Annotated in this window: 13 protein-coding genes and 1 pseudogene; 5 read left to right on the top strand and 9 right to left on the bottom strand. The window is 71.3% G+C overall.

Going from position 1 to position 16180, the window contains the following annotated elements:
• Window positions 1-11 precede the first annotated feature (11 nt).
• The 6 genes from ACFO3J_RS08775 to ACFO3J_RS08750 all read right to left on the bottom strand — a co-directional run bounded on the left by ACFO3J_RS08775 (window position 12) and on the right by ACFO3J_RS08750 (window position 8719).
• Window positions 12-926, bottom strand: a complete 915-nt coding sequence (locus tag ACFO3J_RS08775; protein WP_386427843.1) for a carbohydrate ABC transporter permease — start codon at window positions 924-926, stop codon at window positions 12-14.
• A complete protein-coding gene (locus tag ACFO3J_RS08770) occupies window positions 923-1855 on the bottom strand; it encodes a carbohydrate ABC transporter permease (protein WP_386427841.1) in 933 nt (310 codons plus the stop codon). Before ACFO3J_RS08770 ends, ACFO3J_RS08775 begins: the two co-directional genes overlap by 4 nt.
• On the bottom strand, window positions 1852-3243 hold the full coding sequence (locus tag ACFO3J_RS08765; RefSeq protein WP_386427840.1) for an ABC transporter substrate-binding protein: 1392 nt from the start codon (window positions 3241-3243) through the stop codon (window positions 1852-1854). The genes ACFO3J_RS08770 and ACFO3J_RS08765 overlap by 4 nt, the downstream gene beginning before the upstream one ends.
• A 43-nt stretch (window positions 3244-3286) precedes the next feature.
• On the bottom strand, window positions 3287-4384 hold the full coding sequence (locus ACFO3J_RS08760) for an enolase C-terminal domain-like protein (protein ID WP_386427839.1): 1098 nt from the start codon (window positions 4382-4384) through the stop codon (window positions 3287-3289).
• Window positions 4385-4469: 85 nt separating this feature from the next.
• Window positions 4470-7697, bottom strand: coding sequence for a discoidin domain-containing protein (locus tag ACFO3J_RS08755; protein WP_386428281.1), 3228 nt, complete (start codon window positions 7695-7697; stop codon window positions 4470-4472).
• A gap of 170 nt (window positions 7698-7867) precedes the next feature.
• Window positions 7868-8719 carry a FadR/GntR family transcriptional regulator gene (locus ACFO3J_RS08750; protein WP_386427837.1) on the bottom strand — a complete coding sequence of 284 codons (852 nt, stop codon included), beginning with the start codon at window positions 8717-8719 and terminating at the stop codon, window positions 7868-7870.
• A gap of 299 nt (window positions 8720-9018) precedes the next feature.
• Here ACFO3J_RS08750 and ACFO3J_RS08745 point away from each other — a divergent pair, with 299 nt between their 5' ends.
• A complete protein-coding gene (locus ACFO3J_RS08745; RefSeq protein ID WP_386427835.1) occupies window positions 9019-9351 on the top strand; it encodes an L-rhamnose mutarotase in 333 nt (110 codons plus the stop codon).
• A 462-nt stretch (window positions 9352-9813) separates the two neighbouring features.
• Complete coding sequence (locus ACFO3J_RS08740) at window positions 9814-10464, top strand: phosphoribosyltransferase (protein ID WP_386427833.1); 651 nt, start codon at window positions 9814-9816, stop codon at window positions 10462-10464.
• A 105-nt stretch (window positions 10465-10569) separates the two neighbouring features.
• Here the strand turns inward: ACFO3J_RS08740 and ACFO3J_RS08735 are convergent, their stop codons facing one another.
• Window positions 10570-11436, bottom strand: coding sequence for an LLM class F420-dependent oxidoreductase (locus ACFO3J_RS08735; protein ID WP_386427832.1), 867 nt, complete (start codon window positions 11434-11436; stop codon window positions 10570-10572).
• Window positions 11437-11626: 190 nt separating this feature from the next.
• On the opposite strand from ACFO3J_RS08735, the gene ACFO3J_RS08730 reads away from it, so the two are divergent.
• The 3 genes from ACFO3J_RS08730 to ACFO3J_RS08720 all read left to right on the top strand — a co-directional run bounded on the left by ACFO3J_RS08730 (window position 11627) and on the right by ACFO3J_RS08720 (window position 15140).
• Entirely contained in the window at window positions 11627-12667 is a 1041-nt protein-coding gene (locus ACFO3J_RS08730) for a helix-turn-helix transcriptional regulator (protein ID WP_386427830.1), read from the top strand.
• Between the two features lie 113 nt (window positions 12668-12780).
• The gene (locus tag ACFO3J_RS08725; protein ID WP_386427828.1) at window positions 12781-13773 is read left to right on the top strand and encodes an NADPH:quinone oxidoreductase family protein; all 993 of its coding nucleotides are present in this window, start codon (window positions 12781-12783) and stop codon (window positions 13771-13773) included.
• A gap of 113 nt (window positions 13774-13886) precedes the next feature.
• Window positions 13887-15140 carry a serine hydrolase domain-containing protein gene (locus ACFO3J_RS08720; RefSeq protein WP_386427827.1) on the top strand — a complete coding sequence of 418 codons (1254 nt, stop codon included), beginning with the start codon at window positions 13887-13889 and terminating at the stop codon, window positions 15138-15140.
• A gap of 46 nt (window positions 15141-15186) precedes the next feature.
• On the opposite strand, the gene kdpC is transcribed toward ACFO3J_RS08720, so the two are convergent.
• On the bottom strand, window positions 15187-15816 hold the full coding sequence (gene kdpC / locus ACFO3J_RS08715) for a potassium-transporting ATPase subunit KdpC (protein WP_386427825.1): 630 nt from the start codon (window positions 15814-15816) through the stop codon (window positions 15187-15189).
• A 22-nt stretch (window positions 15817-15838) separates the two neighbouring features.
• Window positions 15839-16180: pseudogene (locus ACFO3J_RS08710) on the bottom strand (potassium-transporting ATPase subunit B); the annotation flags it as partial.

Genomic DNA, 16180 nt, shown 5'->3' with positions numbered 1-16180 from the left:
AACGCCGGAACTCACTCCTTGGTGGCTCCGGCGAGCATGCCGGAGACCAGGGTGCGCTGGGAGAAGAGGAAGAGCACCAGCACCGGCAGGATGGCGACGATGATCGCCAGCGACAGCTCGGGGATGGTGATGTTCAGGCCGGCGCCGGCCACCGGGTTGAAGGACGGGGTGGAGGACAGCAGCTGATTGAGGCCGACCTGGATCGGGAACTGGTCGCTGTTGGGCAGGACGAGATACGGCAGGAAGAAGTTGTTCCAGTTGCCGACGAAGCTGAAGAAGGCCACCAGTCCGACCACGGGTCTGGCCAGCGGGAGCGCGATCCGGGTGAACAGCTGCCACTCGGAGCACCCGTCGATACGGGCCGCCGCCAGCAGGTCGCGGGGCAGGCTGGTGGCGAAGTAGATGTACACCAGGTACACCCCGAACGGATAGAACGAGAACGGCAGGATCACCGACCAGACGGTGCCGATCAGATGGAAGCGGTTGAGTTCCAGGAAGACCGGCAGCACCAGGGTCGCCGACGGCATGATCATGGTGACCAGGGTGGTGATCAGCAGGGTCTTGCGGCCGCGGAATCTCGTCAGCGCCAGCGCGTAGCCGGCCGGGACGCTGGTGAGCAGCGTCAGGATCAGCGAACCCCCCGAGTAGACCGCCGAGTTGCGCAGCCACTCCAGCACCGCGCCGTTCTGGAAGGAGAACAGGTGCCGCCAGGCCGCGCCGATCTGCCCGAAGGAGCCGAAGGACAGCGGGTTGTCGTGCACGATCTGGTTGGCGGTCTTCGACGGCGCCAGCAGCAGCCAGATCACCGGGAGCACGAAGAAGACCAGCAGGACGGCCAGCAGCAGGGCGACGATCGCGGCCGAGACGGCCCGGGACGGAGTGGCGCGCCGGCCCGGCGCGCGGGAGAGCGCGGTGCTTCGAGTCATTTCTCATCCAACGTGAACATGTTCGAGCGGGACACCAGCAGGCCGGCGCACAGCAGGCCGAAGGCGAGCAGGAAGACGGAGATCGCGGCGGCTCCGTTGAAGTCGCCCTGCTGGAAGGCGTAGACGTAGGCGAGCTGATTGGGCGACCAGGCGGGACTGACCCGGCCGAGGCTGGCGGTCTGCAGCAGTTGCGGCTCGATGAAGAGCTGGGTGCCGCCCGCGAAGGCCAGGATGGTCATATAGGCGATCCACTGCCGGATCATCGGGATCTGGATGTGCCAGGCGGTCCGCCAGGGCCCCGCGCCGTCCATCCGGGCCGCTTCGAGCACTTCGTCGGGAATGTTGTTCAGCGCCCCGTACATCACCACCATCCATCCGCCGGCGCCGGTCCAGAAGGCGATCAGCAGGAAGATCACCGGCAGGTTTCCCGGGGCCAGCACCGCGGCGAAGCTGTCGAGCCCGAGTGAGGTGAGCAGCCAGGAGACCGGGCTGACGTCCGGGTCGAGCATGAAGAGCCAGACCAGCACGGAGGCGACCCCGGCCAGCGCGCCGGGGATGTAGTAGAGGAACCGCAGCAGCGCCGAGACGCCCGCCGACACCCGGCTGCGCAGCACGACCGCCACCAGCACGGTCAGGACGACGAGGACCACCAGCCACATCACCAGGTAGATCGCGACATGGGCGAAGGCCGGTCCGAAGCGGTAGTCGCGGGCGACCTTGGTGAACTGGTTGAGCCCGGTGAAGCTGCCCGCCTCGTTGGTGAAGGCCAGGTAGAAGGCGTAGCAGGTGGGAAAGACGCCGAAGGCGAGCAGCAGCAGGGTGTAGCCGGCCGCGAACAGGTAGCCGGCGGCCCCGCCCGCCCCCCGCCGCCGCGCGGTGCGGCGGCGGGGGGCGGGGACGGTGACGCGCGGGGTGGCCAGCAGGGTCACTTGTTGGTCACCTGGTATCCGTCGGCCTTGGCCTCGTCGCTGATCGCGCTCTGCCAGGCGGGCAGGGTCTGGGTGAGGGTCTTGCCCGCGGTCAGTGCGGGCAGCACGACGCTGGACCAGGCGGTGGCGTCGGAGAACTTGGTGTTCGACCAGCCGGTCCACACCTCGCCGGCCGCCTGCTGGAAGGGGCCGCTGACGTCGGTGGCGAAGTAGTCGCGGTTGGCGGGGTTGGCCAGCCACGCGGTGGCGGCCGGGGTGTAGGCGGGGTAGGTGGGCGCCGACGCCTGGTTGTCGTTCGAGGTGGTCAGCCAGCTGACCAGGTCGGTGGACGCCTTCAGGTCGGCGCTGTGCGCGGAGACCATCCAGACGCCGCCGCCGACGTTCCCGGTCGAGGCGGTGGTCTCACCGGGCCAGGTCAGCGGCGCGGCGGCGGCCATCTGCTTGGCCGGGGTGTTGAACGCGGCCTTGAACAGGTACTGGCCGTACCAGGAGGGGCCGTAGGCCATCAGCACCTTGGACCCGCTGCTCTTGGCGAAGCCCTGGCTGAAGAAGCCCTGGGTGCTGACCGCCTTGGCCGCGATCAGCTTGTCGAGCAGCGTCGTCATCCGGGTGCACTTCGGGTCCTGCAGCGCCACCCGCAGGGTGTCCGCCTTCACCAGGCTGAACGCCGGGCACTGGCTGGACCACAGGTAGGACTCCTGGGAGTTGGTGTCGCCCACCGAGCCGACCAGGTAGCCGGGGTGCTCCTTGGCCACCTTCTCGCCGAGCGCCTCGTACTGCGCCCAGGTGGTCGGGACCTGGTAGCCCCACTGGTCCATCAGCGCCTTGTTGTACCAGAGCACGACCTGGGCTATGTCGTTGCGCAGGCAGTAGGTGTGCCCGTCGAACTGGCAGGGCGTCAGCGAGCCCTTGGCGAAGCCGTCCAGGGTGCTCTGCGGCACCAGGCCCTGGTCGAGGGGCGCGGCGAACGGCACCGCGCCCGGCTTGGTGGCCGCCGATGCCCAGGTGACATCGGTCGGGGTGCCGAAGACGACGTCGGGCCAGCCGTTGCCGGTACGGTCGAACAGCCGCACCTTCGTCTGCAGATAGGTCGACCCGTCGGCGCCGCCGTCGTATGTGACGATCTTCATCTTCACGTCCGGGTGCGACTTCTGGTACGCCTGCACGGCCGGCAGCCGGGTGGAGTCCGCCCAGACCGTGATCGGGGAGCCCTCCTTCTGGGTGACCGGCTTGAAGGCGGTCCCACCCGCCGGGGAGGCGGTGTCCTTGCCGGGGTCGGCACTGGCGCAGCCGGCCAGCACGGTCGCCGCGGCCAGCGCCAGCAGGGCGGCGCCGGCCTGGACGGCGGTGCGGCGCAGGCCGGTTCTCGGAGATCCGGAAGACCTCATCGTCTTGCCTTTCTGTTCTTCGCTTCTCACGTTCGTCTCACGTTCAGCGGGGCTGTTCGACGAAGCGCTGGAGTTCGGGTCCGTAGCCGTAGTCGAGCGGGAGGGCGATGCCCGGTCCGGTGGGGGCGTGCACGAGTCCCTGGTCGTCCACATGGCGCTCGCGCACCACCGTCGTGGCGGTGACCAGCGACTCGTAGTAGGTGGTGTTGGAAATGGCCATGCACAGGTGGTGGTTGGGGATGTCCGAGCCGTGCACCTCGGCGCGCAGCCGGAAGGCGTCGGCCAGGTGGGCGGTGCGCATCGCGCCGGTGATCCCGCCGCGCAGCGTGGTGCCGGTGCGTACGCCGAAGGTCGCGGCGCCGGCCTGGATGAAGTCGGCGGAGTTCATATGGGCGCCGTCCGAGGTCTCGGCGACCAGCAGCGGTACGGCGACGTGCTCGGCGAGCCGGCGGTAGGCCGTCACGCTGAACTCGCGCATCGGCTCCTCGTACCAGAGGTAGTCCGCCTCGGCGAGGGCCTTGCCGAGGTGGATCGCGTCCGGCAGGTCGAAGCCGGCCGAGCCGTCGTACATCAGCGGTATGTCGGGGCCGACGTGCTCGCGCAGCGCCCGGCACAGGGCGGCGTCGCGCCGGGCGTCGCCCCAGGCGTGGAGTTTGATGCCGCGGTAGCCGAGTTCGAGGCACTGGTCGGCGACGTGCAGGAACTCCTCGGTGCTGGCGAAGGTGGAGGTGGAGGCGTAGGCGGGGATGGAGTCGCGGAAGCCGCCGAGCAGTTGCCAGACCGGCTGGTCGCCGACCCGTCCGGCCAGGTCCCACAGCGCGGTGTCGATGAGGCCGAGGGTGGGCAGCGGGAGTTCGTGGATGCGGTCCAGCTCCCACACCCGGTGCCAGATCCATTCGCGCCGGAAGGGGTCCTGGCCGACGAGTTCCTCGCGGAAGACCCGGTCCACCAGGTCCCGCAGGGTGGCGGCCGCTCCCGGCCGGGCGAACAGCGCCACCCCCTCGGCGCCTTCGTCGGTGCCGATCCGCAGGACCGCGCCGTCGCCCGCCGGAGCGCTGCCGCTCAGCCCCTCCCGCCAGCGGAAGGGCGGATCGGCCGGCGGAACGTCGATCCGGTGGACTTCGACATGAGTGATCTTCATCCTTGCTTTCTGTTTCTGTGAGCCGCTGCCGCGGCGGCGGGGGTCGGCAGCGGGTTGGGGGCGGGTCGGGGGCGGGGATAGGGGGTCAGAAGCCGCCGTACGCCTGGAGTTCGTAGACGCTGCCGCCGTTGAAGCTGGAGCCGGTGACGGTCAGCCGCAGATAGCGGGCCGGGACGGGGGCCGGCGGGATGGAGTAGTTCGCGGCGGCGGCGGTGGACTGGGCGGTGTGGTCGTCGAGGGTGGACCAGGTGGCGCCGTCGGCCGAGTACTCCAGCCGGTAGGTGTAGCCGCTGGGCTTCTCGAAGGTGGTGACCACACTGGAGACCTGGGTGACAGCGCCCAGGTCGACCTGGATCCAGGACGGGTCGGGCAGCCCGAGACCCTGCGCCCAGCGGGTCGACAGATCACCGTCCACCGCCAGACCGGGCGTGTTCGGATCGGAGTACGAGGACACCGTGACCGGCTTGCCCAGCGCCAGGTCGTGGTCGGCGGGCATGGTGAGGGTGGCGGCGGGGGAGGCCGGCGAGGCGTTGAGCGCCGCGTCGCGGGCCACCACGGTGAAGGAGTACGGGGAGCCGGGGGTCAGCCCGGTGATCCGCAGCTGCGTCCGGTCGGTGACCGCGACGCGGTTGCCGTCCTGGAGGACGGCGTAGCTGGTCACGCCGGTGTCGTCGGTGGCGGCCGGCCAGCTGAGGTCGAGCGCGCCGGGCAGCAGCGGGGTCGCGGTGGGCTGCCCGGGGGCGGCCGGCGCGGTGTGGTCGGTGCTGGGGGGCAGCGCTGTTCCGTAGACCTGGAGTTCGTAGACGCTGCCGCCGTTGAAGCTGGAGCCGGTGACGGTCAGCCGCAGATAGCGGCCGGTGGTCGGGCCGGTGGCGGGCGAGTAGCTGGTCGCCTCGGTGGTGTCGGCCCCGGTGTGGTCGTCCAGGGTGGTCCAGTGCGCCTCGTCCGGCGAGACGTCGATGCGGTAGCGGTAGCCGCTTGCCTTCTCGAAGGTGGTGATCGCGCCGCTCACGTCGTACTGCGCGCCGAGGTCGACCTGGATCCAGGACGGGTCGGGCAGCCCGAGACCCTGCGCCCAGCGGGTCGACAGATCACCGTCCACCGCCAGACCGGGCGTGTTGGGGTCGGAGTACGAGGACACCGTGACCGGCTTGCCCAGCGCCAGGTCGGTGCCGCCCGGCATGGTCACGGTGACCGGCCGGCTGGGCTGCGACTCGTTGCCGGCCGCGTCCCGGGCGGTGACGGTGAACCGGTAGGTCGCCCCGGCGGTCAGACCGGGGATCCGGACGGAGGTGCCGGTGGAGGCGCTGACGAGCACGCCGTCGCGGCGGACCGCGTAGCCGGTGACTCCCGTGCCGTCGGTCGCGGCCGGCCAGCTGAGGTCGGCGACGGTCGGGAAGTCGGCCACGGCGGTCGGCTGTCCGGGAGCGGTCGGGGCCTGCTGGTCGGTGCTCGCCGGGTCGGGGTCCAGGTGCCGGTAGGCGGGTTCGAGTCCGGCGTCGTCCACGATGGACGCGGGCAGCTGGGCGCAGCCGGCCACCGTCGTATTGCCGGTGACGCTGTCGCCGGTGCTGTTGAACTGCGCGCTGTAGGCGGGCTGGGTGGTGAAGTTGTCGTCGGCGGTGATGTCCATGCCGTGGTTGAGCAGCAGCCACTGGTAGGACACGTCGCACAGCGCGTTCTGGGTGGTGTGCCAGTAACGGCTGCCCTCGTCCTGGTAGATGGCGCCGTAGGCCTGTGAGGGGACGGACCTGATGTAGTTGCCGGAGACCATGCCGCCGGGGTTGGCGCTGAGCGTGTAGATCGCGCCGCCGTCGGCCTGGTGCTTCATGATGTCGCTGATCTCGTTGTCGCTCACCACGTTGTCGCGGCTGGTGGTGGGCGTGTCCCAGATCGGGACGCCGGAGTTGCCCGGGTAGTTGGTGTCACCGCCCTGGTCGGTCAGTCCCCAGCCCCAGCCGACGGAGATGCCGCTGTAGGGCAGGTCGTAGACCTTGTTGTGGGTGATCACCGTGTGGTCGGTGTAGCCGGCCAGGATGCCCAGCGAGCCGTTGTACTGGTCGGCCACATCGGTGACGACGTTGTCGGTCACCGTGTTGTCCTTGGTGATCGACCGGGGGTCGTCGGGGTGCGCGTCGATGACCTCGACACCGCCGATCTGGATGCCGGTGGCGGCGATCTCCTTGAAGACGTTGCCCTTGATCACGGTGCCCTGGGTGCCGGTGTTCAGATTCAGGCCGACCGCGCCGAGGTGGGTGAAGGTGTTGTCCTGGAAGGCGATTCCCCGCCCGTAGCCGACGTTGACAGCGCCGGGGGTCTTGACCCAGTTCAGCCGGGTGGAGTCGAAGTCGGGGTTGTTCCCGCCGACGATGCGGAAGCCGGCCTGGCCCTCGACCACGCCGTCGGCGGAACTGGGCGCGAGCCAGGTGGAGTAGGAGAAGGTGATGCCCTGGAAGGAGACGTCGGCGACCGGATCGGCGAGGGTGCCGTTGAGGTCCACCAGGTCCTGGACCCGGGGCACGGTCACGGTGGCGGTGCGCAGATCCTGGCCGGCCTTCGGCATGTAGTAGAGGTCGCCGCGGCCCTTGTCGAGATACCACTCGCCCGGGGAGTCCAGCAGTTCGCGGGCGTTCTCCAGCCAGGTCGGGTTCTGGATCTCCTGGCCCTGGTGGAGGTTGGCGTTGTGGAAGCACGGCTGCCGCATCGTCATCGTGCTGCCGGAGATCGACTGCACCGGGCAGCGGTACATCATCCAGCCCCAGCGGCTGACGACTTCGAGGTCCGATGGGCGCTGGTAGGCGTCCAGGCTGGTGTCGGTGAAGGTGTAGCCGGTCGCGGTCTTGGTGAAGCCGGGCGGATTGTCCGCGCCGCGGGCCCGCGTCTCCAGCTCGCCGTTGACATAGAGCTGCCGGGTGTCGATGGAGCCGACATGCGCCTTGTAGACGTTGTGCGCCGGGTCGGCGAGGGTCCAGCCGGTGACCTGGCTGCCGCCGCTGATCACCGGATGCGCGCCGGGCGCGGCCTCGTACACCACCCGGTGGCCGTCGCGGCCCGAGTCCTGGCCGGTCAGGGTGAAGGTGCCGGCCAGCTGGTAGGTGCCGGACAGCAGCTCGACATGGATGTCCCGGTCGCCGTGGTTGACGGTCCGGACGTAGTCCCGGGCGTGCTGCAGGGTCTTGAAGGGGTGCGCGGCGCTGCCCGCGGCGGTGTCGCTGCCGGACTGCGGTGACACATAGACGCTCAGGGCGGCCGGCGGGGTCGCCGGTGCCGCTTCGGCCCGGGCGGCGCTGAACGGCAGCGCGGCGGCGGCCAGTGCGAGCACGGCCAGCACGCTTCTTCGCACTGGAGTGCGACGACGAGCTGAGGGTATCGACACGGAAATCCAATCGCCTTATGGGAGGGTGGACGGGCGGCCCGGCTCAGCCGGACCGCCCTGGCAATGGACGGCTCATTTCCCCGTGGTCCCCGCCGGGGCGGCGCCGGTCAGGAGGCGGACGTCTCCGGCGGGGATGTCTGTGCGGTCGCCGCCGGCTGCTGCGCCGGGGGCCGCGTCGCGGGCGGCCCGGCGGTCCGGTCGGTGATGTTGAACAGGCGGTCGCGGATCTTGCGCTCGAACTGCTGCCGGGTGGTGGCGATGTGTTCGGCCATCAGCCCGGCGGCGCGATCCGGGTCCCCGGCGGCGACCGCCTCGGCGATGGCCACGTGCTGGCGGCCGGCCACCTCCAGGGAGCCGGGGGCGTCGCCGTGGAAGAGCAGCACGTCCGACTGTGCGGCTAAACGCCTGACGTTGCCGACGCTCGATCGCAGGAAGACGTTGTGCGCGGCGACTCCCACCGCGTCGTGGAACAGCGCGTCCGCGGTCGCGAACGCGTCGGCGTCGGCCGCGCGACCGGCCTCCAGCGAGCCGTCCGCGCTCTCCCGTACGGCGCGGACCTCGATCGGAGTGGCCTGGGTGGCCGCCCGCCGGGCGGTCTCCGACTCGATCACCGTGCGGTAGTCCAGGAGCATCAGGACGTGCTCCATGCTGGTCGGCTGGAAGTGCGCGAGCTGGTCGTCGGCGAGCCCGCCGGGTGACTCGGCGACGAAGATGCCGGCCCCGCGGCGGACGCTCAGCCGCCCGATCGCGGCCAGCACCTTCACCGCCTCCCGGGTCACATTGCGGGTGGCGCCGAGCACCTCGGCCAGACCCGCCTCGGTCGGCAGCCGGTCGCCGGGCCGCAGCCCCTGCTCGGCGATGTAGCCGAGCAGCTGTTCGGCGACCAGCTCGTAACCCGGCCGGTAGCGCCCGGCCCCCCCGTCACCGTCTCCGGTCGGGGGCTTGCGTTGACCTGGCACCGGAACATGACCTCCTGGACTCGATGAATCACATTCATTTGCGCGGTCACTATGACATCGGCGTTAAGCAAACGGAAGACCTCGGATGAACATCCGCCAAGAACACTTGTCAGACCGCTTCATTCCCGCTCATACCGGGCACATCAGCGCCGATTCATTGCGCACGAAGGCATCGGATGTCTATGGTCCTTCCGGCCCGCCGACCACCGTCAACCATGGATGAATATGATCGGTCGGCCGCGGCCAGGACCCGACGAGCAGATCACGAGCCGATGGAGCACCACGATGGACACGATCCGATGAGTACGGTGCGCCGTTTCGCCGCCGTGGTCCGGCTCCGGCCGGAACGCGAGCAGGAGTACCGCCGGCTGCACGCCGCCGTGCCGCCCGACGTACTGGAGGCGCTCCGGCGCGCGCACATCGGCAACTACTCGATCTTCCTGCGGGACGGGCTGCTGTTCAGCTGTCTGGAGTACAGCGGGGACGACTACGCCGCCGACACCGCGGCCATCGCCGCCGACCCGGCCAGCCGGGAGTGGTGGCGCCTGACCGACCCCTGCCAGCAGCCGCTGGCGAGCGCGGCCGACGGGGAGTGGTGGGCGCCGGCCGAGGAGGTGTTCCACCTCGACTGAGGACGGCGCCGCCCGCGCCGGGCTACGACGCCGGCTCCGGCAGCGGCCCCGGCTCCGGGAAGGGCTCGGGGCCCGGCGGCGGAGGGGGCGGCGGGTCCGGGACGGGCCCCGGCGGCACGGGCGGCCCGGGCGGGACCGGGTCGGGTTCGGCCGGCGGCGAGGGGCCGGGCTCAGGGCCGGGCAGCGGGTCGGGACCGGGCTCGGGCTCGGGCCCGAGGCCGGGCGGGACGGGACCGTGGAGCGGAGCGGTGGCCATGGCGGGCTCCTCCCTGTCGACCATGTCGCCTACCGATCGCCTCATGATCCGCTCCGGGTCGCAAGCGGTACGGACACGGGTGAGGCCCGATCTCGCGCCCGCCGCACCCCGGCACGGTCTCCCCGCGTCCGGGGGTGCTGACGCACCTCCAGCCCGTGCGCACGTTCGATTAAACTGGGACGTAGTCCGGCGAAAGGAGTCGCCCTATGCGTTTCGCCGACCGCGTCACCGCGGGGCGCGAACTCTCCGAGCCGCTGGCCGCCATGCAGCGGGCCGGCGGACTGCCCGACCCGCTCGTGCTGGCGCTGCCCCGCGGCGGGGTCCCGGTGGCACTGGAAGTGGCGCGGGCGCTGCGCGCCCCGCTCGACATCGTGGTCGCCCGCAAGATCGCCCTTCCCGGCCGCCCGGAGTACGGCGTCGGCGCCATCGCCGGGGAGGACGAACCCGTCTACGACGCGCGGGCTCTCACCGCGCTCGGCGTGTCCGAGGAACGGCTCGGCCCGCAGGTGGCGCGTGAACGGGCCGAACTCCACCGCCGCGAGGACAGCTACCGCGCCGGCCGGCCGGCGCCGAAGACCGAGGGCCGCTCCGTCGTGCTGGTGGACGACGGCCTGGCGACCGGCGCCACCGCCCGGGCCGCGCTGCGCAACCTCCGCCGGGAGCGCCCGGCCCGGCTGGTGCTCGCCGTACCCGTCGGCGCGCCGCAGTCCCTCGCCGCGCTGAGCGAGGAGGCGGACACGATTGTCTGCCTGATGCGGCCCGAACTCTTCCAGGCCGTAGGGCTCTGGTACGACGACTTCCCGCAGATCACCGACGAGGAAGTCGTCGCCGAGCTGCGTCCGGCGCCGACGCGCTGACCACTCCCCGGTCTGCGGACCGGGGAAGGCGAGACCGGAAGGGAGGGGCCGCCGCGGCCGGCCGGCGGGTCGGACCCGGCCGCGGCGGCGGACCCGGACCGCTGGTCAGAACCCGGCGGCCACCGGCACGATCTCCCTGCCGATCAGTGCGAGCCGCTCGGTGTCCCAGACCTTCGGCACCGATCCGTGCGCCTCGGTGAAGCCGAGCGCGGCCAGCGAGCGCAGCCGCTCCAGCAGCTCGTCGATCTTCTCCCCCTTCTCACCTGGGTCGAGGGGGAGCATGACCGTCTTCTCTATGTCGTCGTAGTCGCGGCCCTCGGCCTCGCAGTGGGCGCGCAGGACGTCGAGCTTGTGCTCCAGCTCCGGGCTGACAAAGAGATTGCACGCCTGCGCGTAGCGGGCGACCAGGCGCAGGGTCTTCTTCTCCCCGCCGCCGCCGATGAGTATCGGCGGGCGCCGGATCGGCTGCGGAACGTTCAGCGTGCGCGCCAGCCGGTAGTGCCGGCCCTCGTACGGGCTCTCGTCCTCGCTCCACATCCGCAGACAGATCTGCAGGGTCTCCTCCAGCCGTTCGAACCGCTCGGCGGTGCTCGGGAAGGGCAGTCCCAGCCCTTCGGCCTCCTCGCCGTTCCAGGCCGCCCCGATGCCGAGCCAGGCACGGCCCTTGGACAGCACGTCCAGGGTGCTCACCAGCTTGGCGAGCATGCCCGGCTGCCGGTAGCTGACCGCGGTGACCCAGGCCAGCAGCTGGACGCGCGAGGTGCGGGCGGCGAGGTAGCCGAGCGTGGTGTAGGCCTCCAGCATCTCGTGCTCCGGCGGGCCCACCACGCCGATCTGCCAGACATGGTCCATGACGCTGACCCGGGCGAATCCGGCGTCCTCGGCGGCCACCGCGACCCGTATGAGGTCGTCGGCGAGGCCGCCGGGTCCGCTCGGATAGGTGAAGTCCGAGATGTGCAGACCGATCTCCATCGTTGCTCCTATATGAAAGTGCGCTCTCATAAACCGCGACCGCGAACTCTTCCACCGCTGAACGTCGGCTGGCAACAGGGCAGTTCCGGATTCCCCGGGATTCCCGGGCCGGCGCTTCCCCTGGACCGGGCGGGCGGGCCGACCCGGCGCCGTTCGCCTCGCTCACACGACGCGATTACCGTTCACAGGCATGGAACCAGTGCTCGACCCGCTGTCGGACGTCTTCGCGTCGCTGAACATCCGCACCGGGTCCTTGTCCGGGCTCGACGCCTCGGGCCACTGGGGACTGCGCCTCGGCGTGCACGAGCACGTCAAGATCGGCGTGGTGCTCAGCGGCTCGTGCTGCATCGGCGCGAACGGCGGTCCCCCGCTGCGACTGGCGACGGGCGACTGCTTCCTGCTGGCCACCCACGACACGATCGAGATCTCCGACGAACCGGGCTCGCCGCTGATCGAGGGCGAAGCGGTGTTCATGGCGTCCCCGACCCGGATCGTCCGGCTCCCCGACGGCCCCGGAGCGGACGGCGCGGAGCGCACCCTGATCATCGGCGGCAGTGTCCACTTCCTCGACGCCACCGTCGCCCGGCTGCTGGAAGGGCTGCCCGCGCTCACCGCGATCCGGGCCGGCACCGGTCCGGCCCGGGCCATCCAGCCGCTGCTGCGGCTGTGCCTGGACGAGGTGGGCGCGAGCCGGCTGGGCATGCCGGTGATGGTCGGGCGGCTCACCGAGATGCTGTTCATCCAGGCGATGCGGGCGGTGGTGGAGCAGCAGCCGGGCGGTGTGCCGCTGCGCGGCTGGCTGGGCGCGCTGAGCGACGAGCAGATCGGCGCCGCGCTGCTGCTGATGCACCAGGAGCCGGCCGGGCGCTGGACGGTCGCGGCGCTGGGCGAGGCGGTCGGGATGTCCCGGGCCGCCTTCGCGGCGCGGTTCAAGCAGCTGGTGGGCCTGCCGCCGCTGGACTACCTCCAGCGGTGGCGGATCCACACCGCGGCCCGGGAGCTGCTCGGCGGCGACCGTACGGTCGCGTCGGTCGCCGCCGAGTGGGGGTATTCCTCGGAGGCCGCCTTCAGCGCCGCCTTCAAGCGGATCACCGGGGTGTCCCCCGGCCGCTACCGGGCCGACCCGCTGTCGGCCGCGCCGCCGCCGGGGTCGGCGCCGCTCCCCGGGACCTTCCTGCCGCACCCGCCCCGGACCCCGCGGAGGCCGCAGACGATGGCGCAAGTTCCGTAGACGCCTGATCATGGCCTCGCCCACCGCTCGACCGTAGCGTCGGCAGCGGCGGCGCCGACGTGTGCGGCGCGCCGTGTTCGAGGACTGAGGCGAGTGAGCTGAAGAGGGACGAGATGTTTTCTGGTCGTGCGTGGCGCCTGGTGGGATTCGGCGACCCGGCGGAGGTGATCGAGCTCCAGGAGATGACCTGGGCCGAGCCGTCGCCCGGTCAGGTGCTGATCCGGGTGCGGACCGCCGGCGCCGGCTACCCGGACGTGATGATGACCGCCGGTCAGTTCCCGCTGCTCGGTGACCCGCCCTTCGGTCTCGGCGAGGAGGCCGCGGGAGAGGTCGTCGCCGTGCCGCCGGGCTCGCGGTTCACGGTCGGCGAGCAGATCACCGGGATCACCGACTTCCTGGAGGGCTGGGGCGGGTACGCCGAGTACGCCTACCTGCGCGAAGGCTCGGCCATCCGCATCCCGGCCGGTATGACGGACGAGCAGGCGGGCGGCTTCCCGATCGGCTTCCGTACCGCGTACGCGGGCCTCGTCGAGCGCGCCCCGGTCGAGGCCGGGCAGACGCTGCTGGTCTTGGGCGCCGCGGGCAGCAGCGGCGCCACCGCCCTCCAGCTCGGCAAGGCCCTGGGCGCGACGGTGATCGCGGTCGCGGGAAGCCCGCAGAAGCTGGAGCTGTGCACCCGGTACGGCGCCGACCACGTGCTGAACCACCGCACCGAGGACCTGACCGCGCGGATCGCCGAGATCACCGGCGGCCGCGGCGTCGACCTCGTCTACGACCCGGTGGGCGGCGACACGGCGGCCACCGCGGTCAGGAGCATCGCCCGCAACGGGCGGATCGCCCTGGTCGGACTCGCGAGCGGCGCTCCGCTCGCGCTCGACGCGATGGACCTGCTGCTGCGCAACTACACGGCGGTGGGTGTGCTCGCGATCCCCGGCGGGCCGGAGGCGGAGGCCGCGGTGTGGGCCCGGCTGGCCGAACTGGCGGGCCAGGGAGCGATCACCACCCCGGTGGGCGCGGTGTACGACTTCCAGGACGTGCCGCGGATGATCGCCGAGCAGACCTCCCCGCGGGCGGGCAAGTCCGTGGTGCGGGTCGCGTCGAAGTAACTCCCGCGCCCGGATGGGATCTTGACGGAACCACGGGGGACCCGGCGAAGTCGTTAGCCGCGGGTGCTGTCACAACCGGCGCACCCGCGGCAAGACAGAACTGGAGTCCCACCGTGCGTTCGCGTCGTAGCAGCATCAACTCCCGCGCCCTGGCCGTGACGGCCGCGCTGGTCGCCCTCGCCTCCGCCGCCCTGACGGCGGGTACCGCGAGCGCGGCCCCGGCCGCCACCGCGCCGGCGCCCGACCTGCCCGGGCTGCGGCAAGCGCTGAACGGCGTGCTGACGGCCGGATCGCCGGGCGCCTTCGCCCTGGTGAGCGACCGCGCCGGCCATGGCGGATCGGTCGGCGTCGGTACCGGCGATCTGGCGGCCGGCACCCCGGTCGACCAGCGGGGGCAGTTCCGGGTCGGCAGCATCACCAAGAACCTCACCGCCGTCCTGGTCCTCCAGCTGGAGGCGCGCCACCAGCTCACCCTCGACGCCCCGGCCGCCGGCTACCTCCCCACCGGTGTGCTCCCGGCCGACTCGCCGATCACCGTGCGGGAACTGCTCAACCACACCAGCGGCCTGTACGACTACACCAACGACCTCCCCGGCATCCTGGTGGGCGACACCGTCACGGGCTACCAGCAGTTCCGGTACGCCACCTACGACCCGGCCGACCTGGTGGCCGACGCCCTCTCGCACGGCTCGCAGTTCACCCCGGGCAGCCAGTACGGCTACTCCAACACCAACTTCGTCGTGCTCGGCATCCTGGTCGAGCACCTCACCGGCAAGCCGTACCAGCAGGTGCTCCAGGAGCGCGTGCTGGCCCCGCTCGGCCTGACCCACACCCGCTTCATCGTGCCCAAGACCGGAATCGGCGGCCCGCACGCCGTCGGCTACCTCACCGAGGACGACCGCTCCAAGCCGCTGTCCGACGCGACCGCCCAGACCGGTTCCTGGATCTGGACGGCCGGCGCGGCCATCTCCAGCACCGCCGACCTCAACGCCTACTGGCGGGGCCTGACCGCCGGCCGGCTGCTGCCCCCGGCGCAGCTCGCGGAGATGGAAGCCGTCCAGCCGGTCGACTCCACGTCCGCCTACGGACTCGGCATGCGCCAGTACACCCTGTCCTGCGGCACCCAGGTGTACGGCCACGACGGCATCGTCGAGGGCTACCAGACGTACTCGTACACCACGAAGGACGGCTCCCGGCAGCTGACGGTCTCGGCCAACGCCTCCAACAACAACGCGGTGTTCACCGCCGAGCGCCTGGCTCTCGACCCCGTCTTCTGCGGGCAGCCCGCGTCCCCTGCCGCGCGGGCCCGCAGCGCGGCCGACTCCGTCCGGATCGCCGCCGAGGAGACCACCGGCGTCACCCCGTAGCCGCCGCCACCGCGTACCGGGCCCTTCGCCCGGTACGCGGGTCCGCTCACGTGACCCGGGTCAGCGCCAGGTTGAGTTTCAGCACATTGACGTGCTTCTGGCCGAGGAAGCCGAGCACCCGGCCGTGGGTGTTCTCGGTCACCAGTCTGCGGACGGTCGCGGCGGGCAGGCCCCGGGCCCTGGCGACCCGGGCGATCTGCTCGTGGGCGTAGGCCGGGGAGATGTCGGGGTCGAGCCCCGAGCCGGAGGCGGTCACCGCGTCGGGCGGCACGCTGTTCGGGCTGACCCCGTCGAAGGCGGCGATCGCGGCCTGGCGCTGCCGGATCGACGCGATCAGGTCGGGGTTGTTCGGGCCGAGGTTGGAGGCCCCGGAGGCGAGCGGGTCGTACGATCCGGCCGACGGGCGCGGCTGGAAGAACCTCGGGTCCGGCCGGGGCGCCTCGTCGGCGTTGTCCGGGTCTTTCTTCGGCAGGTCGAAGTTCTGGCCCAGCAGGCTGGAGCCGACGACCCGGCCGTTCCGCTCGACGTCGGAACCGTTGGCCTTGTGGCTGAAAGCGGCCTGCGCGATGCCCGTGACGAGGAGCGGATAGCCGACGCCGGTGATCACCGTGAGCACCACCAGTATCCGCAGGGCGGCCAGCAGCGTGCGGACCATCGCCGGAAGGGCGTTGAGCATGGTGGGTCGCCTTCCTCTTCCGTCAGCTCAGTCCCGGGATGAACTGGATGATCAGGTCGATGACTTTGATGCCGGCGAAGGGCAGTACCAGACCGCCGAGTCCGTACACCCAAATGTTGCGGTTGAGCAGCTGCGCCGCCGAGGCGGGGCGGTAGCGCACGCCGCGCAGCGCCAGCGGGATCAGCGCGATGATGATCAGCGCGTTGAAGATGATCGCGGAGGAGATCGCCGAGGTCGGGCTGTGCAGCTTCATCACATTGAGCTGGTTCAGCCCCGGGAAGGCCACGGTGAACATGGCGGGGATGATCGCGAAGTATTTGGCGACGTCGTTGGCGATGGAGAAGGTGGTCAGTGCGCCGCGGGT

Origin of the sequence: Streptomyces polygonati (assembly GCF_042650325.1) — a bacterium.
In the GTDB taxonomy this organism is placed as follows: Bacteria; Actinomycetota; Actinomycetes; order Streptomycetales; family Streptomycetaceae; genus Actinacidiphila; species Actinacidiphila polygonati.
Note: the sequence above shows the minus strand (reverse complement) of the source record. Positions and strands in the feature narration are given on the sequence as shown.

Coding starts and splice junctions, on each gene's coding strand:
- ACFO3J_RS08775 (WP_386427843.1), bottom strand. CDS start 926: ATGACTCGAAGCACCGCGCTCTCCCGCGCGCCGGGCCGGCGCGCCACT.
- ACFO3J_RS08765 (WP_386427840.1), bottom strand. CDS start 3,243: ATGAGGTCTTCCGGATCTCCGAGAACCGGCCTGCGCCGCACCGCCGTC.
- ACFO3J_RS08760 (WP_386427839.1), bottom strand. CDS start 4,384: ATGAAGATCACTCATGTCGAAGTCCACCGGATCGACGTTCCGCCGGCC.
- ACFO3J_RS08745 (WP_386427835.1), top strand. CDS start 9,019: ATGAGTACGGTGCGCCGTTTCGCCGCCGTGGTCCGGCTCCGGCCGGAA.
- ACFO3J_RS08740 (WP_386427833.1), top strand. CDS start 9,814: ATGCGTTTCGCCGACCGCGTCACCGCGGGGCGCGAACTCTCCGAGCCG.
- ACFO3J_RS08735 (WP_386427832.1), bottom strand. CDS start 11,436: ATGGAGATCGGTCTGCACATCTCGGACTTCACCTATCCGAGCGGACCC.
- ACFO3J_RS08730 (WP_386427830.1), top strand. CDS start 11,627: ATGGAACCAGTGCTCGACCCGCTGTCGGACGTCTTCGCGTCGCTGAAC.
- ACFO3J_RS08725 (WP_386427828.1), top strand. CDS start 12,781: ATGTTTTCTGGTCGTGCGTGGCGCCTGGTGGGATTCGGCGACCCGGCG.
- kdpC (WP_386427825.1), bottom strand. CDS start 15,816: ATGCTCAACGCCCTTCCGGCGATGGTCCGCACGCTGCTGGCCGCCCTG.